This is a genomic window from Streptomyces sp. NPDC002232 (genome assembly GCF_042890295.1).
Classification (GTDB): domain Bacteria; phylum Actinomycetota; class Actinomycetes; order Streptomycetales; family Streptomycetaceae; genus Streptomyces.
This window is the reverse complement of record NZ_JBIARV010000003.1, coordinates 23,047-48,205: the sequence shown is the minus strand read 5'-3', so window position 1 is coordinate 48,205 and position 25,159 is coordinate 23,047. Positions and strand designations below refer to the sequence as shown.

Here is a 25,159-nt window from a genome sequence, read left to right as displayed (position 1 = left end):
GCCCCGGGGTGGTGCGGGGTGTCAGCCTCCGCAGGTCTTGTCGCCGTGGGCGATCCCGATCGCGAGGTCCGGGAGGGTGAGGGCGCCGGCGATCGTGGCGCCGTTGGCGTCGGCGTGGAGGTTCTTGATGTCGGTCCGGCCGCCGGTGGCGTCGAGGCCGAACTGGCCCGGGGTGCCGTCGTCGATGCCGGTGCTCTTGATCCCGGCGCCGTCGGCGGCGGCGCCGATGACGTTCGGGGTGGTGCCGCTCGCGTTGAGGGTCGCCGTGGCGGCCTTGAGCGCCTGGGCGTCGAGCACGAGCTTGTTCGCCTGGAGTCCGGCACCGGCGACGAGCTGGTCGCTGGTGAGCGGGGTGGCGGCGGCGGGCGAGGAGATGTTGAGCGACCAGGTGCCGAGGCTGCCGATCACCGGGAGGTCGACGGACTGGACGGCGTGGACACAGATGCCGTCGAGGCCCGCCTTGGCGATGCCGACCTCGGCGGCGCCCTTGGCCCCGCCGGCGTCGATGGTGTGCATGACCGCGCCGATGCCCTGCGGTGCGGCGACGGTCTTGGAGCTGAGGGTGAAGGGGACGCTCGTGAGCGAGAGGTTCGCGGCGAGCGCCCCCTGGACCATGGCGGTGGCCATGGCGGCGATGGCGGCCGTCGCGGGTACGGCGAGGAACGCCGATCTCCGCCAGCGGGTGACGCCCCGGGTCTCGTGCTGCATCTGATCTCCAACCGTCGTGCCGCACTGGTCGAATGACATCTTGCGGCTGCCTGTTCGAGAATTGGACAGTCTCTAGAGAAGTGTCAACACTTCTGACAATCCTGAGCATTTTTCGGCTGGACTACGCTGGCCCGATGCCACGGTTCAGGGAGACGGTCCGGACACTGCTGCGCGAGCGCCTCCTCGACGCCGCGTACGAGGCGGTCGCGGACCGCGGCTTCGACAAGCTGCGCATGTCCCACCTGGCCGGCGCGGTCGGCGTCAGCCGGCAGACGCTGTACTCGGAGTTCCCCTCCAAGGAGGCCGTGGGCGAGGCCCTCTTCCAGCGCGAGCTGGAACGCTGCCTGGTCGGCATCCAGCAGGGCCTGGACGCCCACCGGGACGATCTGCGCGCGGCCGTCGAGGCCGCCGTCGGCTTCACCCTCACGCTGGCCGGCCGGAACCCGCTGATCAGGGCCATGCTGACCAGCACCGGCGAGGACGGACTCCTGCCGTACCTCACCACCCGGTCCGCGGCGGCCTTCGGCACGGCGACCGCGATGGCGGACGCGTACGCCACCGAGGCCTGGCCCGCCGTCGATCCGGTGGCCCGCGAGCTGGCCGTGGACGCGGCGGTCCGGCTGACCGCCAGTCACATCGTCCAGGCCGGCGCCTCCCCCGAGGAGTCGGCCCGGCGCATCGCGGACACCGTGATCCGGATCGCCCTGAGCACGGGCCGGGAGCGGATGCCCTAGGGGGTGCCGTCACGCTCCCCTCGTCGACAGGAGCACGGTCCCGGGTCAGGGGCCCGGCCCCGGGTACTCCTCCAGCACCGGCCGGTTGCCGATGCCGGGCGCCGCCGAGACGGGGAAGGCGAGGGCGCCCGCCCGGCCCTCGATCCGGTCGAGCCTGCCCCAGCCGTACGCCCGCGAGTCGTCCGACAGGTCGGGGTTGTCGCCCAGGTAGAAGAACGCGCCCTCGGGCACGGTCCGCAGCTCGGAGCGGGCCGACCGGGTGCCGTCCGCTCCGCAGCAGGCGCTCGTGCGGTGCGCCTGCGTCTCCCACTGGGTCGCCACCACCCGGCGCACGGGCCCCCGGCCCCCCTCCTGGAGGAGGACCTGGAAGGGCTCGTCCGGCGTGGACACGATCGCCACCCGGTCGCCGGGCAGGGCGATCACCCGCTTCACCAGGAGGGCGTCCCTCCCGGTGGCCCGCAGCAGCACCACGTCGAAGCGGCGCGCCCCGCCCGCCGAGCCCGGGGAGACCAGGATCCGGTCGCCCTGGTGCAGGGTCGGCGACATGCTGGTGCCGTCGACCCGGACGCCGAGGGCCGTGACGGCGACCCCGGCCAGGAGACAGAGCAGGACTCCGGCGGCGAGGACGGCGCCGGCCGCCCGGCGCGCGGTCACCGGCGCCCCGTGCGTTCCGGCGGCCGGGAGCCTCCGGAACGGTCGATTTCGGTCATGGCGGGACGGTAGGCCGGGGGGCGGACGGCGGCTGTGACCGTACCGCTCAGGGTTGTTGACCGCGCGTCTGATAAGACCGGGGGGTCTCGCCCGTCCAGCGCCGGAAGGCCCGGTGGAAGGCGCTCGGCTCGGAGAAGCCCAGCTGCCGGGAGAGCCGCTCGATGGACACCCGGCCGCCCCTCAGCTCGGCGATGGCGTGGTCGCGCCGCACCTGGTCGCGCACCCGCTGGTACGTCGCGCCCTCGGCGGCCAGTTGGCGCCGCAGGGTCTGCGGGCTGACGGACAGCAGGCCGGCGAGGTGCTCGGGCGTCGGCACCGGCCCGCCGGGCAGCGCCCGCCCGATCAGGTGCCGCACCCGGCCGGTCACCGTACTGCCGTAGTCGGCGCGGACCAGCACGTCGGCCGGGGCGCGCCGGAGGAAGGCCTTGAGCGCCGCCGCGTCCCGGAGGACCGGCTCGTCCAGGTCCGCCCGGTCGAAGACGGCGGCGGTCCGCTCCGCGCCGAAGACGCAGGGCACGCCGAAGAGCAGGGCGTACTCGCGGGCGTGCCGGGGCTCGGGGTGGACGAACTCGACCCGCCGCAGGCCGATCCGGCGCCGGACGAGCCAGCCGGCGAAGCGGTGCGCCACGAGCACGGTGGACTCGGCTCCGAAGTGGAGGGGGTCGTCGTACCCGGAGACGTCGAACTCCATCCGCGCCTCGTCGGGTCCGCAGATGCCGCCCGCGCCGGGTTCGAGGAGCCGGAAGCGAGGTCCCGCCGGGAAGAGGGCGTAGAAGGTCTGGGCGCGCCGGAGCGCCTCGCGGAGGTCGCGGCTGCCGTGGACCACGACGTGGGCCATCATCGCGAAGGTCCCGACCTTGCTGGGCGCGCCGCCGAAGCCGATGAGCTCGTCGTCGAGCGTGGCCCACAGCGTTCTGACGAGCTGTCCGAACTGGTTGGCGGGGACTCTGGCCGGGGGCGCGTCCAGGAGGGCGGAGGGCAGTCCGGCGCGGGCCAGGAGCGGCCCCGCGGCGAATCCGCGCCGCTCGGCGCCGAGCAGGACGGCCCGGAGGTGATGGGTGCTGACCGACGAGTTCACCGAAGCTAGACACTTTCCTTGAAGGATGTCCAGATCCAGACACTCTACTCAGAACTGTAAGGCGGCCGAAGTGCGCATCCTGTGAACGGGACACAGCTCACAGACGTACCGTCGGGGGCCGGCACACCCGTGTCCGGGCACAGCGAGGGAAGTGGGGCAGTACATGAGCGGAGTGGCACGCCGGACGGTGGTCGCGGCGGCGGGAGGCGCGGGCCTCGCGGCGGCGCTCGCCGCCTGCGGGAGCGGCGCGGACGGCAAGAACGCGGCCCCGGAGGCGGGCGTTCTCGCCCGGACCGGCGACATCCCGGTGGGCGGCGGGAAGATCCTCGCCGACCGGGGACTGGTGATCACTCAGCCCAAGGCCGGCGAGTTCAAGGCCTTCTCGTCGAAGTGCACCCATCAGGGCTGCGCCGTGAGCAGCATCGCGGACGGCGTCATCGTCTGCCCCTGCCACCAGAGCCAGTTCGACATCTCGGACGGCAGCGTGAAGTCCGGTCCGGCGCCCGCGCCGCTGCCGCCGGAGCCGATCCAGGTGGTCGGCGAGGAGATCAGCCCCGGCTGACGGCGGCGCCGGGGCCCCGGGGGGCCTTCCAGCACCCCAGCACCTCGTCCGTGGTGGTGATCGTGGCGACGAGCGCGAGGGTGTTCCGGATCATCGCGGGGGTGTAGTCGGCCGGCACCCCCGCGATGGCGTCCGAGGGCACCACGACCGTGTAGCCGAGGTTCACCGCGTCGAACACCGCGTTGGGCACGGCGACGTTGGCGGAGACCCCGGTGACGATCAGCGTGCGGCAGCCGAGGTTGCGCAGGAGCGCGTCGACGTCGGTGCCCGCGAGCGGCGAGAGCCCGTGCAGCCGCCGGACGATCAGGTCCTCGTCGGCCACCTCGATCGGTTCGGCGATCCGGACGGCCGCGCTGCCGCTGTGCTGCTGCACGGGCAGTCGGGCGGCGGCCGCGAAGAGCCGGGCGTTGCTGCTGGCGCCCCGGCCGTCGGGGCGCCGCTCGGCGACGGCGTGGATCACCTGGACGTCCGCCGCGTGCGCGGCGGCGACGAGCCGGGCGACGTTGCCGAGGGCGCCGGACGCCCGTGCGACGGCGGCCAGTTCGGGCAGGGCGCTGTCGGGGCCGACGACACCCCGCTGGCATTCGACGGTGAGCAGGACGACTCCGCCGTCCGGGCGGATCCGCTCCCCGAGCCGTTCTCTCGGACTCTGACCCATGGTCTCCCCTTGCACGCGCGCGGATGGCCCCCCATGCTTCCTGACGTCTCATCAGAAATCCAGAAGGGTGCGGACGATGACCGTCGCACAGCGCCGTGGACGCCGGATCATGATGACCCCGGCCGAGCTCGACTCCTACCTCGCCGAGCAGCGCACCTGCCGGGTCGCGACCGTCTCCGCCGACGGCCGGCCGCACGTGAGCGCGCTCTGGTTCGTCTGGGACGGCTCCTCGCTGTGGCTGTACTCGCTGACGCGCAGCCGCCGCTGGGCGGAGCTGCGGGCGGACCCGAGGATCGCGGTGGTGGTGGACGACGGGGAGGAGTACGGGGAGCTGCGCGGTGTGGAGCTGTCCGGGACGGCGGTCTTCGTGGGCGAGGCGCCGAGGACCGGGGAGCCGTGCCCCGAGCTCGACGTGCCGGAACAGCTCTTCACCGCGAAGAACTTCGGCCTGGACACCATGCCGCACGACGGCCGGCACGCCTGGCTCCGGCTGACTCCGGACGCCATCGCCTCCTGGGACTTCCGCAAGCTCGCGGACCTCTGACCCAGGAGCTAGGAGCTACGGGCCGAGTCAGCCGAGGTGACCTGGAGGGGCTCCATCACCCCGGCCCGCCCCCGCCGCCTCAGCTCCCCCGGGACTCCGCCGCCGTCCGCAGCGCCGCGACGACGGCCCGTACGGAGGGGCGGCGGCCCGCGTCGGCGCGCCAGGTGGCGTAGATGTGACGCCGGACCTTCTGCCGGACGGGGACGAACACGACCCCGTCCGGCAGAGGGCGCCCCAGCCTGGGCGTGACGCACACACCGAGTCCGGCCGCGACCAGGGCCAGTTGGGTGTGGTGCTCCCCCGCGAGGTGCCCGATGCGCGGCTCGATGCCCTGCGAGCGCAGCGTGAACATCAGCCAGTCGTGGCAGAACTCGCCCTCGGGCCAGGAGACCCACTCCTCGTCGGCGAAGTCCTCCAGGTCCGCCGCCTCCCGGCCGGCCAGCGGGTGCCCGGCGGGCAGGGCCACGTCGGCGGAGTCGTCGAGGAGGTGGGCGCGCTCCAGGCCGCCGGGGACGGGCGCCCGCTTGTTGCTCCAGTCCAGGACGATCGCGAGGTCGGCGTCCCCGCGCAGGACCGCCCGCACGCCCGACTCCGGCTCCAGCTCCGTCGTACGGACGCGGAGCTCGGGATGACCGGCGCGCAGGGCGGCGAGCGCGGCCGGGAAGAGTCCGCGCGCCGCCGTCGGGAAGCCGGCGAGCCGCACCTCGCCCACCACCCGGCCCTGCTGGGCCTCGATGTCGGCCTGGGCCATCTGGACCTGGGAGAGGATCCGGGCGGCGTGCTCGGCGAGCAGCATCCCGGCGTCGGTGAGCCGCACGCCCCGGCCGTTCTTGGCGACCAGCTGCTGCCCCACCTCGCGCTCCAGCTTGGACAGCTGCTGGGAGACGGCCGAGGTGGTGACGTGCAGGCCGTCGGCCGCGCCGCTGACCGAACCGTGCCGGGCGAGGGCATCGAGGGTGCGCAGACGCTCCAGGTTCAACATGTAAGCGATACTAAGGGGAGGGGTCGAGGAATTCTCGCTTGTTCTACGACATCGCTCGCCTCACTCTGAGTGCATGAGCCCCGCAGCACCCTCCTCCTCGTCCCCCGCCTCCGCCTCCCGCCTGCTCGACTGGCGCGTACGGTTCGGCGTCCTCGCCCTGATCTGGGGCTTCAGCTTCCTGTTCATCAAGGTCGGCACGGAGGGCTTCGCCCCCTTCCAGGTCACCTTCGGGCGGCTCCTGTTCGGTACGGCGGTGCTGGCCGTCGCGATCGTCGTGAAGCGCGACCGGCTGCCGCGCGGGGCCCGCGTCTGGGGCCACCTGACGGTCGCCGCCCTGCTGCTCAACGCGCTGCCGTTCTCCCTCTTCGCGTACGCGGAGCTGACCATCCCCTCCACTCTGGCGGGCATCTGCAACGCCACGACGCCGCTCTGGGGCATGCTGCTCTCGCTGGTGGCGCTCTCCGAGGACCGCCCGACCCGGGTGCGCGCGGCCGGTCTGGGCATCGGCTTCATCGGCGTACTCACCGTGCTCGGCGCCTGGCAGGGCTTCTCCGGCCTCGACGTGACGGGCACGGCCCTGGCGCTGCTGGCCTCCTTCAGCTACGCGGTCGGCTGGATCTACGTCCGTCGGACCCTCAGCGGAACCGGCGCCTCGAACCTCTCGCTGGCCGGCTCCCAGGTGGGGCTCGCGACGCTGCAACTGGCCGTGGTCACGCCCCTGTTCACCTCCGTGCCGGAGTCGGTCGAACTGGTCCCGCTGCTCGCCGTGGTCGCCCTCGGCGCACTCGGTACGGGGTACGCGATGCTGCTCCAGTACGGCGTCGTCGCGGAGGTCGGACCGACGACGGCCGCCATGGTCACGTACTTCATCCCGGTGATCGCCACGGCGGCGGGCGTCGCCCTGCTCGACGAGCGGCTCACCTGGAACACCCCGGTGGGCGCGCTCGTGGTCCTGGCGGGCGCGGCCCTCACCCAGACCCGCACGTCCCGCCGCACGACCCTCCCGGCGAAGCCCGCGCGGACCGCCGTCACGGAACCGGGGGCCGCCTCCGACGGCACGACCGCGCCCGCCGACGTCCCCGGAACCGACGGCACGACCGCACCCGCCCCCGTCCCCGTCCCCGTCCCCGGAATCGACGGCATGCCCGCACCCGTCCCCGCGCACGCCGCCGCCTCCCCGGCTCCGGCCGCCCGCGACTGAGGCGGCGGACGCGCGGGCAGCCGCCGGGCGGCACTCCCGCCCCACAACCCGGACGGGCCTACCCGTAGCTCCGTGCCGGCGCCGGCCCCGCCGCCCCGGCCACCGCGTCGGCCAGTGCCTCGACGTCCGCGGCGGCGAGGCCGGAGACGGTGATCCGGACGGCCGGCCCCGTGTCCGTCCGGAAGCGGGCGCCCGGCGCGACCGCCCAGCCGCCGGCGAGGAGCCGGGCCACGGCGCCGGTCTCGTCCGCCACCGGCACCCAGACGTTCATCCCGCTGCGCCCGTGGGCCTCGACGCCCCGCCGGGCCAGGGCCCGCACGAGCCCGTCGCGCCGCTTCCCGTACGCGCGCGCGACGGCACCCGGGTCCACCGCGCCGGTCGCCCAGAGGTGGGCGACGGCCTGCTGGAGCAGGCGGCTGACCCAGCCGGGGCCGAGCCGCTGCCGGCCGAGCACCCGGTCGACGGTCTCGGCGTCCCCGGTGAACGCGGCGATCCGCAGGTCCGGCCCGTACGCCTTGGCGACCGAACGGACGAGGACCCAGTGGTCGGTGAGGCCGGCGAGCGGATGGAGGGGCTGCGCGACAATGCCGTGCCCGTGGTCGTCCTCGACGAGCAGGACGCCGGGGTGCGCCGCGAGGACCCGGCGCAGCGCGCGGGCCCGTTCCTCGGTGACGCAGGCACCGGTCGGGTTCTGCGCCCGGTCGGTGACGATCACGGCGCGCGCGCCGTCCTGGCGGATCGCGCGCTCGACCGCCTCCGGCAGCGGCCCCTCGTCGTCGACGGCGACCGGCACCGGGCGCAGCCCCAGCGCGGGGACGAGGTCGAGGAGGCTGCCCCAGCCCGGGTCCTCGACGGCGACGGCGTCGCCGGGCCGGAGGCGGACGGCGAGCACCCGCTCGATGGCGTCGAGGGAGCCCGAGGCGGCGCCGACGGGCCCGGCGGGCACCCCGTCCGCGTCGAAGGCGGCGCGCGCGAGGCGGCCGAACTCCTCGTCGACGGGGGCCTCTCCGTACATGCCGGGCCGTTCGGCGTACCGCCGGGCGACCTCCGCGAAGGCCTCGCCGAGGGAGGGCAGCAGGGCGGGGTCGGGGTTGCCGTTGCTCACGTCGCGGACCCCGGCGGGAGCCTCCACCCGGATCGAGCCGCGCGCGGTCGTGGCGGGCCGCGGCCGCACGCGGCTGCCGCGCCGGCCGTCCGTCTCGATCACCCCGCGTTCGCGCAGGGTGCGGTAGGCGGCGGCGACGGTGTTGGGGTTAACCCCGAGGGTGCCCGCCAACTCCCTCATGGGCGGCAGCAGTTGTCCGGGCTGGAGCGCTCCGGCACCCACCCCTCGCTCGACGCTGGCGGCGATGTCCGATGCGCGACGGCCTTCGATCCGATACTCTCCTAGCACAAACATGATTATGCACTAGTGCAATGGAGTACGCAATGAGCGCCGCCGCCGACACGAGCACCGCGACCGAGACGTCCGCGCCGGGCGAGGCCTACACGCCGACCGACCGGACCGTGCCCACGCGCTCCCGGGAGCGTGCCTCGTACGACAGGGAGCTCGTCCACTCGATACTCGACGAGGCCTACGTCTGCCACCTCGGCTTCGTCCGCGACGGCGCGCCGGTCGTCCTCCCCACCCTCTTCGGCCGGGTCGGCGAGCGCCTCTACGTCCACGGCTCCACCGGCTCCCGGCCGCTGCGCGCGGCCGGCGACGGCGAGAAGGCCCCGGGCCTGCCGGTCTGCCTGACCGTGACGCACGTCGACGGCCTGGTGCTCGCCCGCTCCGCCTTCCACCACTCGCTCAACTACCGCTCGGTCGTGGTCCACGGCACCGCGCACCAGGTCACCGACCCCGAGGAGCTCCGGACGGCCCTGGACGCGCTCGTCGACCACGTCGTCCCCGGCCGCTCGGCCGACTCGCGCCCCGGGAACGCCAAGGAGCTCGCCGCCACCGCCGTGATCCGGCTCGACCTGGACGAGGTCTCGGCGAAGGTGCGCACCGGCGGGCCCAACGACGACGCCGAGGACCTCGCCCTCCCCCACTGGGCCGGTGTGGTCCCCGTACGGGTCGAGCACGGCACGCCGGTCCCGGCCGACGACCTCGACGCGTCGGTCGCCGTGCCCGGCTACCTCGCCTCGCTCTGATCCGGGAAGGGCGGACCGACCATGCTGATCCACCCCTGGGACGCGGCGCACGACGAGGGCGAGTGGCGCGACTGGCTCGCCCGGCACGACTTCGGCCAGCTCGCCGTCAACGGCACGGACGGCGAACCGCCGTGGGTGCAGCCGACGCACTTCCGGTACGACCCCGAGCCCGGCCCGTACGGCCGGGTCCTGACCCACCTCGCCCGGCCGAACCCGCTCTGGCGCGCCCTGGAGGCGCACCCGGTGGTGCTCCTGAGCGTGGTCGACGACCACGTCTACGTTCCGGGGCACTGGACGGCCCCCGAGGGTGCCCCGCCGGAGCACGGCACCCCGACCTCGTACTACACGGCCGTGCAGCTGCGCTGTGCCGCGCGGGTGGTCGACGAACCGGCGGAGAAGGCGGCCCTGCTCAACCGTCAGGTCGCGCACTTCCAGCCGGAGGGCGGCACCGCGCCCGTGGCCCCGGACGAGGCTCCGTTCGGCAGGATGCTGTCGGGGATCAGGGTGCTGAGCCTGGAGGTGACCGAGGTGCGCGCGAAGTTCAAGTACGCGGGCAACAAGCCCCGGGAGGTCCAGGAGCGGGTCTCGGAGCGCCTCGCCGAGCGGGCCGGCCCCGGCGACCTGAGCGCCCGGGCCCACCAGGTCCGCCGCCGCGCGACCGACTGACGGACCCGCCGAAGGGGATCCACCGGGGATCCCGCCCGGCCTGATCGACAAGACATCCCCTACTGCGTCCCGTCACAGTCCAGGCGTCGCGGGGCAGACGGGAGTGTGACGACACCCCCTAGACCGCCACGGGCTCCCGCCTGCGCGCCGCCGCGGCTGTCCGCGCCTCCGCCAGGGCGAGGCCCGTCACGGCGACGAGGAGCAGCAGCGTGCCGAGGACGATCGCGGCGGTGAGCCGCTCGCCGAGGAGCGAGACCGCGATCAGGGCCGCGCTGACCGGCTCCAGAAGCATGATCACGGAGACGGTGGCGGCCCGGACGACGGCCGCGCCGGCGAAGTACAGCGCGTAGGCGAGCGCGGTCGGCACCGCCGCCACGTACACGAGGAGCAGCACGACGCTCACCGGCGCGTCCGTGTGCGGGACAAGCCCCTCGGCGAGCGCGGCGGGCAGCAGCCCGGCCGCTCCGATCGCGAAGGCCCAGGTGGTCGTCGCCAGCGCGTCCGACCCGCCGCCGTCCCGGCCGAGCCATCGGGTGAGGAGGGTGATCGCCGCGTATCCGGCCGCCGAGACGACCGCGAGGACGACGCCGAGCGGCCGGACCTCGGCCGTCCCGCCGCCCAGCACGAGGACGAAGAGGCCGGCGAGGGCGCCGGCGACGGCGGTGACGCCGCCGCGCCCGAGGCGCTCGCCCATGGTGAGCCGGGCGCCGATCGCGATGAGGACGGGTCCGGCGCCCAGGGTGACGACGGTGCCGACCGCGAGGCCGGTGGCCTCGACGGCGGCGAAGTAGGCGCTCTGGAAGACGGTGAGGCCGATGCCGGTACCGAGGATGCGGGCCGTCCGCCGCCCCCGCGACTCGCGCTCGGTGCGGGACGTGGTGCCGGACATGGCCCGACGCGGCCGCAGTGCCAGCGCCCCGAGCAGCAGGACGAGGCCGCCGACGCAGCGCCAGAAGGAGAGGGCGAGCGGGCCCAGGTCGCTGACGCGGAAGATCAGCGAGGCGGCGGCGCCGGCCGTGCCCCAGGCGATGCCGGCGACGATCAGATAGAGGAGGCTCCGCCCGACGGACAGGGCGGGACCCGAGGAGTTCGACACGTGGGTGCTCCGTGGAAGACAGCGGGGATGGGTGGTCGCTGGGCTCCGCGCGGGGGCAGCGACGAACCGCTCGGGGGCGGGGAGCCGCCCGGCCGAGCCCGGTCTTCGTCGAGGAGGGTCCTCCGCGCGCTAGGCGGCGGGAGGCGGAAGCACCGTCGTAGGCATGAGCGGCACCCTAGGATGCGGTCCGGCCGGAGGACAACTCCGCGTCCCGCTCCGTGGCACCCGCCGCGACGACCGCCGCCGCGGAGCCGGCGACCGGCGCCGCCGGGGGCGCCTTGGGCGTCGAGGACTGGGCGATGAAGGCCCCGACGAGGACCACCGCGCCGCCGATGATCTGCGCCGCCCCGAGGTGCTCGCCGAGCAGGACCCAGGCCAGGACGGTGGCGATGACCGCCTCCAGGCAGGCGACGACCCCCGCCACCTGCGGGGAGAGCTTGCGCACCGAGATGACTCCGGTGACGTACGCGAGGACGGTGGCGATCAGCACGATCCAGCCGAGCAGCAGCCAGGCGGGCACGCTGGTCCCGTTCATGTCGGCGCGCCCGCCGAGGACGCCCCACTCCATGCCCCAGGGCCGGGACACGACGGTGAGGACGAGGGCGCCGATGAGCAGTCCGTACGCGATGACGCCCACCGGGTCCGCCCGCTCGGCCTCCTCGGCGCCCTGGTCGGACAGGACGAAGTAGCCGACCTGGCAGCAGGCGGCGGCCAGCGCGAGGAGCAGGCCGAGGACGTCGAAGCTCAGTCCGGACCAGACCTGGACGACGCAGGCGAGGCCGCCGGCGGCGAGGACGACGCCGAGGGCGGCGGCGCGGGTGACGGGCCGGCGCTGCACGAAGCGGACCCAGCCGAGGACGAGGGCGGGGGCGAGGTACTCGATGAGCAGGGCCACGCCGACGGGGATGCGGGAGAGCGAGGCGAAGTAGAAGGCCTGGACGCCCGCGACGGCGAGCAGGCCGAAGCCCACGAGGAGGGCCGGTTTGCGGCGCGGGAGGTCCCGGTGGCGCCAGGCCACGGGCAGCAGGACGAGCGCGGCACCGGCGACCCGGAGCCACACGACGTGGAGCGGGTCGAGTCCCGCCTCGATGAGCGGCTTGGCCGCCACTCCTGAACCACCGAATGCGAAGGCCGAGGCCAGGGCGAGTCCCAGGCCGGCGCTTCTCCCCTGAGACGCGTGCATCGGGCCATCATGACAGGACGCCGTCAGGGGCGTAACCCCCGTTACACCTGTTGAGACGGCTCCTCGTCCCGGGCGGCCGGAAGGGCGTCCGCGCGGGCGCCCAGCACGGCCGGCTCGACCCCCGCCCGGCGGAGGACCTCGACGGCCCGGCTCTCGGGATCGGCGGCGAGGGCGGCGAGCAGATCGAGTCCGCGGGCCTGTGTCTCGCCCCGGTCGGCGGCCCGCCGGAAGGCGCCCTCCAGCGCCGCGGCCGCGGCCGGCGACCAGGGGGAGGTGCGGGGACCCAGGGGCTCGGTCGCGCGCGCGGCGGGGAGCAGGCTCCGGGTCGCGGACTCCTCGTCCGACCGCTGCCAGCGCAGGCCGTAGCCGATGGACCGCTGGACGAGGTAGCCGAGGACGCGGGCGAGCTGGTGGCCGCCCTCGAAGGCGGCGCCGACCTCGGGGTCGGACTCGACGAGCGCGTGCAGGAGGTGGGCGGTGTCGATCTGACGGTCGCCGTCCCTGAGGGCCCTGCGGCGCGCGCCCGACGCGACCGCCGCGAGCGAGGGCGTCAGGAGGTGCGCGCGCTCCGGGCGCGGGGCGGCGGACGACGGGAGCGGCTGGGGCCGCGGGACGGGATGGTGCACCCTCCCACCTCATCAGGCCCAGGCCGCCGGGACATCACCGGGGAGAAGCATGTCCGCGTCCCACCGGAGTTGGGCACGCGCGCGCGGCTCCTCCTCCTTACGGATGAGATCGCGCGCGTCGCCCCCGAGAGGCGCGCGCCGCCTTGCCCCGCGCCCCCGACGCAACCACGGACCCCCCTCCGCTCGTCCTCCGGTCGTGTTCTGGATGGTGGCCCTGCCCTCGCGCGACGGGCGGCAGTACGTGTACCGGGTGTACGCGCCCCGGGAGGCGCTGCCGGCCGATCTGTTCTGGGCGGCCTTCCACTGCCACGAGGAGGACGGGGCCCCGCGGGCCTCGGACAGCTTCGACTCGGCCGAGATCTGGTGGATCGGCGACGGCACGGGACCGGCGACCGCAGAACTGACGGTTCATCAGTATTGAATGTTCACGGCCGCGCCGCTACGTTCCGCGACACCGGAACCCAGTTGGCACGCGTGAAGGGGTGGTCGCATGGCCGAAGTCAGCGCGGAGGCACGGATCGAGGCGCCGGCCGGAAAGGTCTGGGCGCAGCTCACGGACTTCTCGTCGTACGGCGAGTGGAACGCCACCCACACGAACTTCCCGAACGGCGGCCCCGAACCGCTGGAGGCGGGCGCCACCTTCACGGAGAACATGAAGCTGATGGGTTTCCCCGCCGAGGTGCTCTGGACGGTGGAGGAGCTGGAGCCCGAGCGCGCCTTCGCCGTCCGGGGCAAGGGGCCGATGGGGGTCGTCGTCACCACGCGCTACTCGCTGGCGGCGGACGGCGAGGCCACGACGGTACGGATCGACGGGGAGTTCACCGGTGCGGCGGTCTCCCTGATGGCGGGCAAGCTCAGGGACTCGGCGACGGCGGCGCTGACCGAGTCCCTGCGCAAGCTCTCGGGCCTGGTGGCCTGACCGTACCCGGGGAGAGACGGCCGGGGCCCCGCGACGATCGTCGCGGGGCCCCGGCCTTCGTGCGCCTCAGTGCTCGTCGGCGAGGATGAGGTAGAGCTTCTTGCGGGCCTCGTTGATCACGGAGACCGCCTTCTGCCGCTGCTCGGGGCTGCCGGTCTTCCAGACCTGCCCGAACGCCTCCATCAGACCGAAGCCGGCCTGCCGGATCTCGTTCACGGCCTCCCAGTCGACCCCGCGCCCGGCCTCCTCCCACGGAGCGTCGGGGCCTTCCTCGGCCTCGGCGCGCCCGGATTCGGTGAGCGTGAACAGCTTCTTGCCGCCCTCGCTCGCGCTGGTGATCAGCCCCTCGTCCTCCAGCATCTGGAGGGTCGGGTAGACCGAGCCGGGACTGGGCTTCCACGCCCCGTCGCTGCGCTCGCCGATCTCCCGGATCATCTCGTAGCCGTGCATCGGGCGGTCCTTCAGGAGCGCCAGGATCGAGGCGCGCACGTCACCGCGCCGCGCCCTGCCCCGGCCGCCACCGCGGCCACGGCCACCGAAGCCGCCGCCGAACGGCCCGCCGCCGTACCCGGGCCCGAAGGGCCCGAACGCAGCACGCCGCCCCTCGAAGTCCCCCCGAGGCCCGGGGCCGCAGCCTCCACGGCCGTGCCCGTGTCCGTGCTCGTGTCCATGTGAACGCATCGCAACGCTCCTTTCATCGGGATTCCATCGTCGAACTGTCGCGATGCCTCAACGATATATCGGAACTGTTCGTCGAGCAAGAGACCGACAAGAAATCCCTCCTGTCCTGTCTCACTCAATCGAGTCGTCTTCTCAAGGAACCGAGCCGTTCGGGCTTCTGTCTCAGCGAACCTAGTCGCGCCACTGAAGACGCTGGGGGTGCTGGATGGCTGTAGCAGCTGGGGGGGGATCACGCGGGGCCGTGCATCGAGTTGTCGTACGTGGACGCGGTGCATGGGCGTCGTCGGCGTCCGCTGCGGGACTGTGTGACGGGCCGGTTCGAGGATGTCGATCCGGTACGTACGTTTCGCTGGTCGCGCGGTGAGCGTCACTTCCCCGGCTGGTACTGGGCGGCGACGACCGGGCGACACGTCGGCTTCGAGTCGTGGCTGGAACGGGACCGACTGCTGCTGATGGACTTCGATCCGAGCGTGGTGGGGATCGGCTCGCAGCCGTTCTGGCTGCACTGGAATGACGGTGAGCGGGAGCGTCGGCACGCCCCGGACTACTTCGTGCGCCGCGCGGACGGCTCGGCGGTGCTCGTCGATGTTCGTGCGGACGATCGGATCGAGCCGAAGGACGCCGAGGCGTTCGAGGTGACGCGTCTGCTCTGCGCCCAGGCCGGATGGAGATTCGAGCGGCTGGGGACACCGGACGCGGTGCTGCTCGCGAATGTCCGGTGGCTGTCGCGCTACCGGCATCCACGGTGTCTGCACCACCCGGCGGCTGCCCGGCTCCGAGAGGTCTTCGCAGCCCCGGGACCTCTCATGGCGGGGGCGGACGCCGCCGGGGATCGGCTGCTCACGCTGCCGGTGCTGTTCCACCTCCTCTGGACCCAGGATCTGACCTCCGAGGCAATGACGGTCGAGTTGCTGGGTCCGCGCACGCTCGTCCACTTGGCCAACGGAGCCGGCCGGTGACCGGCAAGAGGCGAGTGCCGCAGACCTCCCGCATCGCGGAGTTTCCCGAGGCCGCCGCTGAACAGGCCCGCTGGTGGGAGAGACACATCCTGGAGGTCTTGCACGGCCTGCCGCCAGATGCTCCAGAAGAGACCAAGCCGCGGCCGGAGTTTGATCCGGAACAACACTCGCTTGCCCAGCGCGAGCGGGCCAAGGCTGCGGAGCTGACGGCAGCCGGGCACCAGGTGTCGGCCAGCGGAATCAAGCAGCGGCGCCAGCGGTACCAGCGCGATGGACTGGTCGGGCTGGCGGACCGCCGGTCGGCCAAGCAGATGCAGGACTTCGGCCAGGTCGAGCCCGCCGTGGTGGAGGCCATGCGACAGGCGATTGCCGAGACCGCCGAAGCATCGTCGAGGACGATCGGCTTCACCATCTGGCGAACCAAACAGATCCTGTCCGACCAGGAGGAAACCACTGGCATTGAACTGCCGTCTCGGGCCACGCTCTACCGGCTGTTCGACAAGCTCGCCAGGGGCACCCACGCCACCGGGTCGGCCCGAACTCGCCGCTCGATCGGTGCACGGCCGTCTGGGCCGTTTGGCGAAGTCCCGGCGAGTGCGCCCGGCGAGCTGATGCAGATCGATTCCACGCCGATGGACGTGCTGGTGAGACTGGATGACGGTGTTGCCGAGAAGGTCGAACTGACGGGCATGGTCGACATCGCCACCAGGTCGATCACCGCAGCAGTGCTGCGGCCCTCCACGAAGGCCGCGGACGCCTCCGCGCTGCTGGCTCGCAGTGTTACCCCTGAGGCGATGCGTCCTGGCTGGGCGGATGCCTTGCGGATGTCCCGGTCAGCGTTGCCGCACCGGCGGCTGCTGAGCATCGACAAGCGACTGGAACACGCGGCCGCCCGCCCGGTGGTCGTGCCGGAGACGATCGTCTGCGACCACGGCAGCGTGTTCATCTCGCACGCCTTCCGCGCGTCCTGCCGCTACTTGGGCATCAACCTGCAGCCGGCGCACAAGGCGACGCCGACCGACAAGGGCACGATCGAGAAGACCCTGGGCTCCGTGGCCACGTTGTTCGCCCAGTTCGTCGCGGGATACACCGGATCGACGACAGACCGCCGCGGCCAAGGGCTGGAAGAAGGACCGCTGTGGTCGCTGCCCGAACTTCAGAGCCTGCTCGACGAATGGATCGTTGCCGTCTGGCAGACCAGGCCCCACGACTCTCTACGCGACCCGGACGCACCGGCACGGGCGTTCTCGCCGAACGAGAAGTACGCCACGCTGCTCGAGTCCTGCGGATACGTGCCAGTGCCGCTCAGCGGGGAGGACTACGTCGAGCTGCTGCCCGAGCGCTGGCAGGCGATCAACGCCTACGGGATCCGCATCAAGCACCGCACCTACGACAGCCCCGAGTTGAACCCGCTGCGCCGCCAGCGCTCCGGGGTGACGGCGAAGAAGGGCCTGTGGGAGGTCCACTACGACCCCTACGACGTCTCCCGGATCTGGGTACGCGACTCCCGCGCGGATCGGTGGATCACCGTGTTCTGGAAGCATCTGCACCGCGCCGGAGTCCCCTTCGGTGAGCTGGCCTGGGACCACGCTCGCGCCCAGGTCCCTGGCGGTACCGAGGAACGGCCCTGCTGCGGCGGGCCCACGACGGTCCCGCTGCGGAACAGGGCCGGCCGACCAAGCGCTCGAAGCGCGACCGCCGCGTCGCCGCTCGCACCCGGGGCCACCACGACCGTCCGCCCGGTCCCCGATCCGCCCGCCACCGCGCCCGAACACAACGCCGAGTCGGACACCGACCTCGCCGACGTCATCCCGCTAGGCCTGTTCGACCCGCTCGCCAACCCCTGGAGGCGACCATGACCCGCTCCTGCCCAGCGGCCGGGCCCACGACAGTGCAGGAGGCCGACGCCGAGGCGAACCGGCAGCTGACCACTCTGGCCGGGTGGCGGAAGTTCATCGACGGCCCGCCTCCGCCCCCGGCCCGACTGTCCCCGGATGAACTGCGGCATCTGTCACCGACCGAGCGGGACCTTTACGACGAGGATCGCCTCGATCATCACGCCCGGATGCTCACGGTCTCCGCGTCGTTCGTCGAAAAGACCCGGATCTGCGGCCGTCGCCTGGTCCTGCTTAACCGGCACGCGATCAGCGCCCGGCGCGGTCTGATGGTCTCGGGACAACCGGGCACGGGCAAGACCAGCGCCATCGCCCAACTCGGCCGCGCCCACGAACTCCTCGACCGGGCCCGTCACCCGAAGGTCGGCGACCGCATCCCGGTCCTCTACATCACCGTTCCGCCCGCTGCGACCGCCCGCATGGTCGCGGCGGAGTTCGCCCGGTTCCTGGGACTTCCGGTCCGTCCCCGGTCGAACATGACCGACATCATCGAGGCCGTGGTGGGTGTCTGCACCGATACCCGCACGGGTCTCGTGCTCGTCGACGAGATCCACAACATTTCCCAGAGGACCCAGGCCGGCGCCGAGGTCTCCGACACCTTGAAGTACTTCTCTGAGCGCATCCCCGCCACCTTCGTCTATGCGGGCATCGACCTGGAGACCAGTGAACTGCTGGTCGGCACGCGAGGCGCTCAGATCGCGGGCCGCTTCACGCTGGTCCCTACCGGCACGTTCCCCTACGGCGACGAATGGAAAGGGCTGATCGCGACCATGGAAGACACTCTGATCCTGCACGACCATCCACCACGCAGCCTAGTCAGACTGGACCGCTACCTACACAACCGCACCGACGGGATGATCGGAGCCCTGTCCCACGCCATCCGGGGCGCCGCGATCGACGCGATCCTCAACGGCACCGAACGCGTCACCAAGGAAGGCATCAATGCCATCCCCCTGGATCACGCCGCAGAATCCGTTCGTCCCGATCGAAAGCCGACCAGGCAGCGATGATCGATATCCCTCCTCCCTGCCTGCCGATCTACGTTCGCCCGGGCGACGACGACACCGTCGACTCCTACATCCGGCGCCTGGCGCACGCCAACCACCTCCCACCCGCTGATCTACGCTCCCACCTTTGCGCGGCGGGCTCCGTCGGCCCTCCCCCCATCGAGAAACTGGCCGCGGTCACGGGACGTCCCCTTACTGACCTGCAACGAGCACTGATCGACACGCGGTGCGGCTACTGTTTCCAGCCCCTTCGCTCGCGGAGGGCCAAGGGCCGACCCGCACGATGGTGTTCCGACCGCTGCCGTGTGATCGCCCGCCGCAAGCGCGTCCCGCTCTCGCGCCAAGGAGCCCGTCGGCACACCGTCCACAGCGCGCCCTGCGCCCACTGCGGCACCGTCGTCGATCGCAACCGTCCTTTTCGCTGGTGCTCCGAGCCTTGCAGGCAAGCCTCCTACGAAGCCCGGTGGGCTAGGGGGCAATGCGGACACTGCGGGCAGGATCTGCAGCAGAAGACAAGCTCCTCACGCGGGCGTCGATGCCAGCCGGTGTGGTGTCCCCGTCTTTGCCGCGCCGCGGCCCACCGTGAACGCCTCAGAGCCCTCCCCAGCCTCCGCCGTCTGCGGGAACGCGACGAGTAGTGCCGCCGAGACTGCCGCTTCCGCGCACCATCCCCCTCTTTCACAACGAGACCCTGGACTCCTTCCTCCACAGGCTCGCCGCCGCCAACCACCTTCCGGCCGACCAGTTGCTGCCCCTCTTGAAGATCCGCCGCACTAAGAAGACCCCGGCCAACATGCTCCTTGAACCTCTCGCCGCCGCAGCCGGCGTCCGCCAACGCGCCCTGGAACTGGCCCTGCCCGAATTCCTCGACACCGACGCCGTGGCCACCGACAAGCCTGGCGCCATCGGCCGTCCGCGCTCAGCCCTGCACACCGCCATCCAGCGTCCCGCCTGCCGCCGTTGCACCCACGCCGCAGGCATCACCATGACCGTCACCTGCTGGACCACTCATGACCGCAACGTCTGCCTCCGCCACCGCCTCTGGATCGGCGACGGCATCGCCAACGCCGACGAGCAAGTCGATGTCAGCAGGCTCCCCGACACACTGCGAGCTCAGAGACACCACCGAAACCTGGTGGCCCGCCACGGCCGCCGCTGGGTTCGCAGCGCTTACCTGAATGCACATAAGATCTACTTCAACTGGCTACAACAGTCCGCCGACCCGTTCGATCTGCGCGACACTGCACGTCGCATCCTCACCGACGGCACCGGGAATCCCCCCTCCCCCGACCTGACGCTCACGATGGTCTTCCATCCTCAAGTCGTGGCACTCTCGGGACTACTCGCAGGCCGGGAATGGGAACACCGCGCGGTTTCTACCGGCCATGTCTCCTGGCTTGTCGAGCAAATCACAGTCCGCGGCATCCTCCTCGGCTACGTCCCCCAGGACCGCAAGGACCCACTGGTCCAATGGGTCGAGCGGCATTTCTCCACCCACAAGTTCGTCGCCTTCCATCCAAGCCGGATGATCTACGACGCGTTCTTCCCTCGCGAAACAATCCCTCCACCGCATCAGCCTGGGGACGCAGACCCCGAAAGACGATGGAACCCCTTCCCTCCTTACTCGAGCTGTTGAGACTGCTGTCCACTCGCAGTGACCTTGTAGGCGAATCCGCCCACAAGGTCACTCGCAATCCTTCGATCGGCCGGGATCGCAGGGCACGGTCCCACTAGATCCAGACAATGGCGGATCAAATACCACTCGCTTCCTTGAACGCGGCGTTCCGCGCACGTTGTGCAGGAGTACTGCTGAAACCATCCATGGCTCTGCGCAGCTTCCGTGCCGTTGCGGGCAGGGGACGCAGAGCGTGGCCGAGCGACGTGGCGAGCTGGGGCTCGGCCTCGCAAAGTACGGGAGTAAGACTCGTGACGATGTCATCGGGCACCGACTCCTGGTGATGCTCGATGAGCGCGCCGATAAACGCAGCTGCTCGGGTGGCACTGCTTTGATCTTCGGTCATGAACGGCAAGACATGCTTCCAGAGAGCAGCCGGGTCGCTGGACGCAGCGATCGCGGAGGCGGCAAGCAAAGGCGTCCAATCCGGCTGCTCCAGACGGTTGTTTAGGTACCACATGACCGCGTTGTCGAATTCTGGAGCCTCCTGGATCAGAGCAAGTACGTCGCTAATCTGGTCGCCGGCCTTCACGAGCGCGGTGGTCAGAAGGTCTGCGTCTGCCTGATCAGCGCGGTGAGCCAGCGCTGGGCAACGGGTTCGGGCGAAGGCCAGCAGACTACCTTGCTGGTCTGCGGTGGAGTGGTTCCACAGTGCGTCCGCGTACTGCCAGGGTTCGGTGTCGTCGGTTTCCAGCAGATGCTGGATCAGGTGGTCGCGCAGTACGGGGATGCTTTGCAGTTCGGGGCGCTCGGCTGCCGCCACGGAGAGGCTACGGGTGGGGGACGAGAGAGTCGGCCAGTGTGAGGCGAACCAGTTCAGCCAGTTCACGTCGACCACGGGTGTGGTGATGTAGTGGGCGGCGAAGTCCAGTGCGATGGCCGGGGTGCCGGAGTTCATGAGTTGCTGGACCTGCTGGATGACAAAGGCGAGTTGACCTTCTCGCGCAGTTGGGTTCCGCAGAAGAACTCGAAGGCTGGGCAGTACTTCTTGCGCGTGAGCGGGGTTGTTGGGAGCGAGAGAACCCGTGAGGCGCTGGATCAAAGTGGTCGTCATGTCGATGCCAGGGCGGGTTGTCAACAGCATCGGCAAGGTAGAGCGCGCGAACCGGCCAGCCGGTGTGGAGGCCTCCATCTCGCCCGTGAGAGCTGCGGTGACGGTAGTAATAGCGCGATGGGTGGCTTCGGCATCGGAGTTCTCACTCCGCCGGAGGTAGCCGATCAGAATGTCTCGCAGGCCCGTACCGGTGTCGTCGCCGAGATCTCGATGGTCGGCCAACTGTGCGGCCATCGTGGTGGCGCAGGAGGCAGCCTGTTCCTCGTGGAGCTGTTCGAGAATCGCACCGGCTGCGACAGTGAGATCGGGATGGACAGAGGACGCGACCGCGGCGGCGCCGGCGATGGCCTGTTCCGCGACCGGCTCATCCGGAAGCTGTTGAGCCGGGGGCAGCCAACGAGTCAGCAACTCCATCATGATGAGCATGCTGTCCGCGTCATCGTCGTCCTGCAGGGCCTGGGCGACGGCCTGAATGATCTGTGTTGCCAGGAGCGTGGTTTCGCCATCCTCAACACCGTCTCCCCACTCAGCTGAAGGATCGGGGGCCAGACAGAGGATTCCCACCGCCTCACGGCGCACCGCAGCGCTGGAGGACAGGGTTTCCAGCAGGGCTGGCAATACCGTACCGTCCCAGACTCGGTTGTCATCACGGATGGTGATCAGCAAGCCCACCTGGCGTACAGCGGCAGCGTCGTCATGCCGTGCCGCCATGTTGAGTAGGGCGGCAAGCGCCGTGGGCGGCCAAGAGGCGGTGTCCGGCCGTTGGCTCTGATTCTCCCAGTAGGACAGCTCGTGCCCATCGCCGTCACCGGCGAGAGAGTTGAAGTAGTTGTCGAGAGATGGCGCGAGAAACGCGGCGTCCTCGCCGGCAGGCAAGGACAGGAGGGCCAGCGCCCAGGTCCGAGCTTCTCCCTGGTCCTCGGGGACTGGCAGCAGGGCCTGTCGCACTCTCGGAAGGTGTGCCGGGATGGTCAGGTCAAGCAGAGGTATGAGCAGGTGGCTGGGAACAGGGAGGGTGAGGCGTTCATACTGCCGAACGATGCAGTCCGTCAGTGCGTGCACGGCGTGCTCCTCGCCCTCGGACAGATCGACGGACAGCAGACCCGAGACTTGGCCAAGGGCCTCAAGGACGGCTGTGACTGCGTTGTCGAGGTCCTGTCCTGGACGGGCGGCCTCAAGCGATGCCGTAGCAGCCTCCACGATTCGCGTCCGGTGTTCGCCTTCGGCCAGACGCGCCGCGAGAGCTGCTCCGTTCCGCTGAACCAGGTCGTTTTCGATCTCCATAGCCATCTGGCTGCCGAGCAGGCGACTGGCCCGGGAGGACCCCAGGGTGATCAGCGGGCCAATCTGGGCCGGTCGCTGTGTGCGGGCCCGGGCAGCGGTGGCGTTGAGGAATGCCAGACCTGGGTACTTTTCCTGGTCCAGGCGGCCGGGTGAGCCAGGTGCCCGGTAATCCGCGACCAGGGGATCCGCATGAGCTTCCGGCGAACCGAGGAGAGCTTCGTCGAGAAGGTGAAGCAATCGATTTTCGTCCTGAATAGCGTCGTACAGGTCGCGGAAGTCATGCCGCAACACAGTGAGGCGAGCCAGTTCGATGGGAAACCCGGTAACTTCGCCGGGTGCGATACGCGCCGGACGGGTCCCGACAGGCTGTTCACGACGCCGAGCGAGTTGGTAGTCGCTGAAGAAGGAATTGAGCAGCCGGATGACATGGCGGGGATCACGCACTCGGCGGTGGATGAGGACTTCCAGCAGCCTCCGGGTCTGCGTGGGCCCGCCAACTTCCGCTACGACGGGATGGTACGGAGCGGCGCCCATGAGCAGCTCTTCAGCGTAGTCCCGCAGGTCCGCGTCATAGTGTGCGGGCAAAACCAGGCGAATAGTGAACAGCTTGTTCAGGTATTCCTGAGCAGCATCCTCGGTCGCCTTGCGCACTGCGTCGTCAGCTCCTCGCAGAGACTGTCCGGACTCTGGATCGGAAGATGAGCTCCCGGCAGTGCTGGGGCTGTTGGCTGTGGTGGGACGATGAGCCAGACCAGGACGGACCCCGACGATCGCTTCACGCACGATGTCCTCGTCACAGGAGAGGACGAACACCGGCTGATGCCGATGCTGGGTTCCCGTCAACAAGAAGCTGCGCACGGTGGCGAGCGCGTCAAGAACATCCGATGCGGCCAGCCGATCGATGTCGTCCACCGCGATCACCAACCGCCGCTTGATACAACGCAGGAGTCTCACAAAAGCCTGCTCGAGCTCGTCGGTCGACTCAGGCCGCGGGCTGCTCACAGTGATCTCGTAGGCCTTCAATGACTGCAGGGCTCCCTCCCGGCCCGCCGCAAGGACAGCCGCGATCGCGGCGGCGCTGACCAGGACGCCTGTCAGCGAAGAGGCTCCCTTCGGCGCGAACCATGTCAAGGCCGAGACGTGGTGCCCCGAACCCAGGAGATGTACCACCGCGACCGCACCAACGCCCAACAGCCACAGGACCACGAGCATCGCGAGTACCCAGCCCAGGCCAGCACCGGCTGCGCGCAGATACCGCAGCCACGAGGGCTTCCCCGGAGCATCGGCTTGGCGAGTTGCCCGCGGGAGCGTGCGCTGCCTGCTCCCTTCGAGGCAGGACCGCTCGCGGGCGTAGGTGTCGTCGTCGATCAACTTCTTTTGATGCGCCGCCTCAAGCAAGGCGTACATCAACGCGCGTGCCCGGGCGACGCCACTGTGGTGCTCCGCGCTTACGTGGAGAACCGCCCAGTCGGAGTTAACGGCCAGTTCCGTCGTCAGCAGTCGCACCACGGAGGACTTGCCGCTGCCGAACGGCCCGATCAGCCCCACCGCCAGAGAACCGGTCGTTTCCTTGACCGTACGCGCCAGTTGCTGTGCCACAGAACGGTGATCGAACAGATCTTGGTCGCTTTTACCAATTGCGATGTCCTCGATCGCCCAAGGTCGTTGAGGCGCCACTTGTCACTTCCGTTCCACGGTTCACACGTGCCCAGATCGTATGGGCTGGCACTGACATCAGCACCTGTCCGTGTGCGCGGCAGCCCCGTGATCGCTCGGCGCCCGGCGGGGGATACGGTCCGGACACCGTCCTCTACACGCGATGCGGCAGGCTTGAGACTCGCGGTCTGTCTCAACGAACCGAGTCCACGCGTCTCACCCAATCCAGTCCACGCAGGTCAGCAGCACGCGAGCGACTAACTTCGGTGAGACAGGACACCTCCGCGCCCTCCCCCGCACCGCCCCACCTCCTGCGCCGGGGCCGTCAGGCGTGGTGCAGAGTGGGCGTCATGCTGGTCGATCATGAGGAGCACGAGGTGGTCGTCACGGCCGTCGCGCCGGTGGGGGCCATGGTCCGTACGGCGGCCGGGGACGAGGGTTTCGTCGACCGGGCCAAGCACCCTTCGTGGTGGTCGCCGGCTCCCCGCGCGGCCGTCGGCGACCGGATGCGCGCCGTGGTCCTGGACGCCTCACGGACCCCGGCGCGGCTCAGCGCCCTGGCGGACGACGTGCGGATCGCCCGGAGCCTGCGCCACACCACGCCCCTGACGCGCCTGTGCCCGCCGCCGGGCGACGCCGCGTCCGTGGAGTGGGGGCCGGTGGAGGAGTCCCTCGGCCTGACGCTGCCGGCCGACTACCGGCGCCTCGTCGAGACGTACGGCGGCGGACTCTTCGCCGACACGGTCTGGCTGCTGTCCCCGGGCTGCCCGGACCCGCTGTACGACCTGGTCGGACAGTGCGCGGAACGCGCGGAGGACCTCGCCGACCTTTGGGACGCCGGCGAGGAGAGGCCGGACGGACTCCGGGACGGGGACCGGCTGGTGCCCTGGGCGTACGTGGAGGGCTCCGGGCACGTCCTGTACTGGCTGGTCCGCCCCGGCACCGAGCCGGAGGAGTGGCCGGTCCTCCTCAACGAGGGGCGCGGCCCCCTGTGGGAGTTCCATCCTCCGCTGTGCAGCCGGTTCCTCCTCGACGTGGTGGCCGGCACGACGACGTCGTACTACTTCACCGACCTGGACGAGCTCGTCACCCCCGCCGAGCGCACCCGCTTCCTCCCGCTCGCGCGGATCACCGGTCCGTGAGG

24 protein-coding genes are annotated in these 25,159 nt (G+C 71.2%); 13 read left to right on the top strand and 11 right to left on the bottom strand.

What is annotated here, in order from left to right:
• Window positions 1–21: 21 nt before the first annotated feature.
• Window positions 22–708 (bottom strand): cholesterol esterase, encoded by a 687-nt coding sequence (locus ACFYXU_RS12790; protein ID WP_376515640.1) that lies wholly within the window; start codon window positions 706–708, stop codon window positions 22–24.
• Window positions 709–842: 134 nt separating this feature from the next.
• Between ACFYXU_RS12790 and ACFYXU_RS12785 the strand changes: the two genes are divergently transcribed.
• Window positions 843–1,442: a TetR family transcriptional regulator gene (locus ACFYXU_RS12785; protein ID WP_389408927.1), complete on the top strand. Its 600-nt coding sequence runs from the start codon at window positions 843–845 to the stop codon at window positions 1,440–1,442.
• Between the two features lie 45 nt (window positions 1,443–1,487).
• Here the strand turns inward: ACFYXU_RS12785 and lepB are convergent, their stop codons facing one another.
• Together lepB and ACFYXU_RS12775 are read right to left on the bottom strand one after the other, a co-directional pair.
• Entirely contained in the window at window positions 1,488–2,096 is a 609-nt protein-coding gene (gene lepB, locus ACFYXU_RS12780) for a signal peptidase I (RefSeq protein ID WP_376515635.1), read from the bottom strand.
• A 103-nt stretch (window positions 2,097–2,199) separates the two neighbouring features.
• Window positions 2,200–3,231, bottom strand: coding sequence for an AraC family transcriptional regulator (locus ACFYXU_RS12775; RefSeq protein ID WP_389457648.1), 1,032 nt, complete (start codon window positions 3,229–3,231; stop codon window positions 2,200–2,202).
• Between the two features lie 163 nt (window positions 3,232–3,394).
• Here ACFYXU_RS12775 and ACFYXU_RS12770 point away from each other — a divergent pair, with 163 nt between their 5' ends.
• Entirely contained in the window at window positions 3,395–3,793 is a 399-nt protein-coding gene (locus tag ACFYXU_RS12770) for a Rieske (2Fe-2S) protein (RefSeq protein ID WP_376515632.1), read from the top strand.
• Here ACFYXU_RS12770 and ACFYXU_RS12765 read toward each other — a convergent pair.
• Entirely contained in the window at window positions 3,780–4,451 is a 672-nt protein-coding gene (locus ACFYXU_RS12765; RefSeq protein WP_376515629.1) for a cysteine hydrolase, read from the bottom strand. The two genes, ACFYXU_RS12770 and ACFYXU_RS12765, sit on opposite strands and share 14 nt — an antisense overlap.
• Window positions 4,452–4,527: 76 nt before the next feature.
• On the opposite strand from ACFYXU_RS12765, the gene ACFYXU_RS12760 reads away from it, so the two are divergent.
• Window positions 4,528–4,995, top strand: coding sequence for a pyridoxamine 5'-phosphate oxidase family protein (locus ACFYXU_RS12760; protein ID WP_376515627.1), 468 nt, complete (start codon window positions 4,528–4,530; stop codon window positions 4,993–4,995).
• A 79-nt stretch (window positions 4,996–5,074) separates the two neighbouring features.
• Here the strand turns inward: ACFYXU_RS12760 and ACFYXU_RS12755 are convergent, their stop codons facing one another.
• Entirely contained in the window at window positions 5,075–5,977 is a 903-nt protein-coding gene (locus tag ACFYXU_RS12755) for a LysR substrate-binding domain-containing protein (RefSeq protein WP_329850072.1), read from the bottom strand.
• Window positions 5,978–6,050: 73 nt separating this feature from the next.
• Between ACFYXU_RS12755 and ACFYXU_RS12750 the strand changes: the two genes are divergently transcribed.
• A complete protein-coding gene (locus tag ACFYXU_RS12750; protein ID WP_376515625.1) occupies window positions 6,051–7,178 on the top strand; it encodes a DMT family transporter in 1,128 nt (375 codons plus the stop codon).
• Window positions 7,179–7,236: 58 nt separating this feature from the next.
• Here the strand turns inward: ACFYXU_RS12750 and ACFYXU_RS12745 are convergent, their stop codons facing one another.
• Entirely contained in the window at window positions 7,237–8,571 is a 1,335-nt protein-coding gene (locus ACFYXU_RS12745; RefSeq protein WP_389457646.1) for an aminotransferase class I/II-fold pyridoxal phosphate-dependent enzyme, read from the bottom strand.
• 35 nt (window positions 8,572–8,606) lie between these two features.
• Between ACFYXU_RS12745 and ACFYXU_RS12740 the strand changes: the two genes are divergently transcribed.
• Window positions 8,607–9,314, top strand: a complete 708-nt coding sequence (locus ACFYXU_RS12740) for a pyridoxamine 5'-phosphate oxidase family protein (protein WP_389457644.1) — start codon at window positions 8,607–8,609, stop codon at window positions 9,312–9,314.
• Between the two features lie 21 nt (window positions 9,315–9,335).
• A complete protein-coding gene (locus tag ACFYXU_RS12735) occupies window positions 9,336–9,980 on the top strand; it encodes an FMN-binding negative transcriptional regulator (RefSeq protein ID WP_376515620.1) in 645 nt (214 codons plus the stop codon).
• Window positions 9,981–10,098: 118 nt separating this feature from the next.
• On the opposite strand, the gene ACFYXU_RS12730 is transcribed toward ACFYXU_RS12735, so the two are convergent.
• The 3 genes from ACFYXU_RS12730 to ACFYXU_RS12720 all read right to left on the bottom strand — a co-directional run bounded on the left by ACFYXU_RS12730 (window position 10,099) and on the right by ACFYXU_RS12720 (window position 12,885).
• On the bottom strand, window positions 10,099–11,076 hold the full coding sequence (locus ACFYXU_RS12730) for a DMT family transporter (protein ID WP_376515617.1): 978 nt from the start codon (window positions 11,074–11,076) through the stop codon (window positions 10,099–10,101).
• 175 nt (window positions 11,077–11,251) lie between these two features.
• Window positions 11,252–12,259, bottom strand: coding sequence for a DMT family transporter (locus ACFYXU_RS12725; RefSeq protein WP_329850062.1), 1,008 nt, complete (start codon window positions 12,257–12,259; stop codon window positions 11,252–11,254).
• A gap of 41 nt (window positions 12,260–12,300) precedes the next feature.
• Window positions 12,301–12,885: a Clp protease N-terminal domain-containing protein gene (locus tag ACFYXU_RS12720; RefSeq protein ID WP_376515615.1), complete on the bottom strand. Its 585-nt coding sequence runs from the start codon at window positions 12,883–12,885 to the stop codon at window positions 12,301–12,303.
• 196 nt (window positions 12,886–13,081) lie between these two features.
• Between ACFYXU_RS12720 and ACFYXU_RS12715 the strand changes: the two genes are divergently transcribed.
• Window positions 13,082–13,306: a hypothetical protein gene (locus ACFYXU_RS12715; RefSeq protein WP_389408922.1), complete on the top strand. Its 225-nt coding sequence runs from the start codon at window positions 13,082–13,084 to the stop codon at window positions 13,304–13,306.
• A gap of 69 nt (window positions 13,307–13,375) precedes the next feature.
• On the top strand, window positions 13,376–13,804 hold the full coding sequence (locus ACFYXU_RS12710; RefSeq protein WP_389408921.1) for an SRPBCC family protein: 429 nt from the start codon (window positions 13,376–13,378) through the stop codon (window positions 13,802–13,804).
• Between the two features lie 66 nt (window positions 13,805–13,870).
• Here the strand turns inward: ACFYXU_RS12710 and ACFYXU_RS12705 are convergent, their stop codons facing one another.
• A complete protein-coding gene (locus tag ACFYXU_RS12705) occupies window positions 13,871–14,485 on the bottom strand; it encodes a PadR family transcriptional regulator (protein ID WP_329850057.1) in 615 nt (204 codons plus the stop codon).
• A 260-nt stretch (window positions 14,486–14,745) separates the two neighbouring features.
• Here ACFYXU_RS12705 and ACFYXU_RS12700 point away from each other — a divergent pair, with 260 nt between their 5' ends.
• From ACFYXU_RS12700 to ACFYXU_RS12685, 4 genes are all read left to right on the top strand, one after another.
• Window positions 14,746–15,444, top strand: a complete 699-nt coding sequence (locus ACFYXU_RS12700; protein ID WP_389457641.1) for a TnsA-like heteromeric transposase endonuclease subunit — start codon at window positions 14,746–14,748, stop codon at window positions 15,442–15,444.
• A complete protein-coding gene (locus ACFYXU_RS12695) occupies window positions 15,441–17,303 on the top strand; it encodes a Mu transposase C-terminal domain-containing protein (RefSeq protein ID WP_389457639.1) in 1,863 nt (620 codons plus the stop codon). The genes ACFYXU_RS12700 and ACFYXU_RS12695 overlap by 4 nt, the downstream gene beginning before the upstream one ends.
• Window positions 17,300–18,349 (top strand): TniB family NTP-binding protein, encoded by a 1,050-nt coding sequence (locus tag ACFYXU_RS12690; RefSeq protein ID WP_389457637.1) that lies wholly within the window; start codon window positions 17,300–17,302, stop codon window positions 18,347–18,349. Before ACFYXU_RS12695 ends, ACFYXU_RS12690 begins: the two co-directional genes overlap by 4 nt.
• A gap of 634 nt (window positions 18,350–18,983) precedes the next feature.
• On the top strand, window positions 18,984–19,982 hold the full coding sequence (locus tag ACFYXU_RS12685; protein WP_389457635.1) for a TniQ family protein: 999 nt from the start codon (window positions 18,984–18,986) through the stop codon (window positions 19,980–19,982).
• Between the two features lie 115 nt (window positions 19,983–20,097).
• Here the strand turns inward: ACFYXU_RS12685 and ACFYXU_RS12680 are convergent, their stop codons facing one another.
• Window positions 20,098–23,958 carry a P-loop NTPase fold protein gene (locus ACFYXU_RS12680; RefSeq protein WP_389457633.1) on the bottom strand — a complete coding sequence of 1,287 codons (3,861 nt, stop codon included), beginning with the start codon at window positions 23,956–23,958 and terminating at the stop codon, window positions 20,098–20,100.
• A 407-nt stretch (window positions 23,959–24,365) separates the two neighbouring features.
• Between ACFYXU_RS12680 and ACFYXU_RS12675 the strand changes: the two genes are divergently transcribed.
• Window positions 24,366–25,157: a hypothetical protein gene (locus tag ACFYXU_RS12675; protein WP_389457631.1), complete on the top strand. Its 792-nt coding sequence runs from the start codon at window positions 24,366–24,368 to the stop codon at window positions 25,155–25,157.
• Window positions 25,158–25,159: the final 2 nt, after the last annotated feature.

What these genes read in the sequence shown, in the direction of transcription:
- ACFYXU_RS12725 (WP_329850062.1), bottom strand. Translation starts at nt 12,259, where the DNA reads ATGCACGCGTCTCAGGGGAGAAGCGCCGGCCTGGGACTCGCCCTGGCC.
- ACFYXU_RS12770 (WP_376515632.1), top strand. Translation starts at nt 3,395, where the DNA reads ATGAGCGGAGTGGCACGCCGGACGGTGGTCGCGGCGGCGGGAGGCGCG.
- ACFYXU_RS12740 (WP_389457644.1), top strand. Translation starts at nt 8,607, where the DNA reads ATGAGCGCCGCCGCCGACACGAGCACCGCGACCGAGACGTCCGCGCCG.
- ACFYXU_RS12765 (WP_376515629.1), bottom strand. Translation starts at nt 4,451, where the DNA reads ATGGGTCAGAGTCCGAGAGAACGGCTCGGGGAGCGGATCCGCCCGGAC.
- ACFYXU_RS12760 (WP_376515627.1), top strand. Translation starts at nt 4,528, where the DNA reads ATGACCGTCGCACAGCGCCGTGGACGCCGGATCATGATGACCCCGGCC.
- ACFYXU_RS12710 (WP_389408921.1), top strand. Translation starts at nt 13,376, where the DNA reads ATGGCCGAAGTCAGCGCGGAGGCACGGATCGAGGCGCCGGCCGGAAAG.
- ACFYXU_RS12735 (WP_376515620.1), top strand. Translation starts at nt 9,336, where the DNA reads ATGCTGATCCACCCCTGGGACGCGGCGCACGACGAGGGCGAGTGGCGC.
- ACFYXU_RS12690 (WP_389457637.1), top strand. Translation starts at nt 17,300, where the DNA reads ATGACCCGCTCCTGCCCAGCGGCCGGGCCCACGACAGTGCAGGAGGCC.
- ACFYXU_RS12785 (WP_389408927.1), top strand. Translation starts at nt 843, where the DNA reads ATGCCACGGTTCAGGGAGACGGTCCGGACACTGCTGCGCGAGCGCCTC.
- ACFYXU_RS12790 (WP_376515640.1), bottom strand. Translation starts at nt 708, where the DNA reads ATGCAGCACGAGACCCGGGGCGTCACCCGCTGGCGGAGATCGGCGTTC.
- ACFYXU_RS12705 (WP_329850057.1), bottom strand. Translation starts at nt 14,485, where the DNA reads ATGCGTTCACATGGACACGAGCACGGACACGGGCACGGCCGTGGAGGC.
- ACFYXU_RS12675 (WP_389457631.1), top strand. Translation starts at nt 24,366, where the DNA reads ATGCTGGTCGATCATGAGGAGCACGAGGTGGTCGTCACGGCCGTCGCG.
- ACFYXU_RS12755 (WP_329850072.1), bottom strand. Translation starts at nt 5,977, where the DNA reads ATGTTGAACCTGGAGCGTCTGCGCACCCTCGATGCCCTCGCCCGGCAC.
- ACFYXU_RS12750 (WP_376515625.1), top strand. Translation starts at nt 6,051, where the DNA reads ATGAGCCCCGCAGCACCCTCCTCCTCGTCCCCCGCCTCCGCCTCCCGC.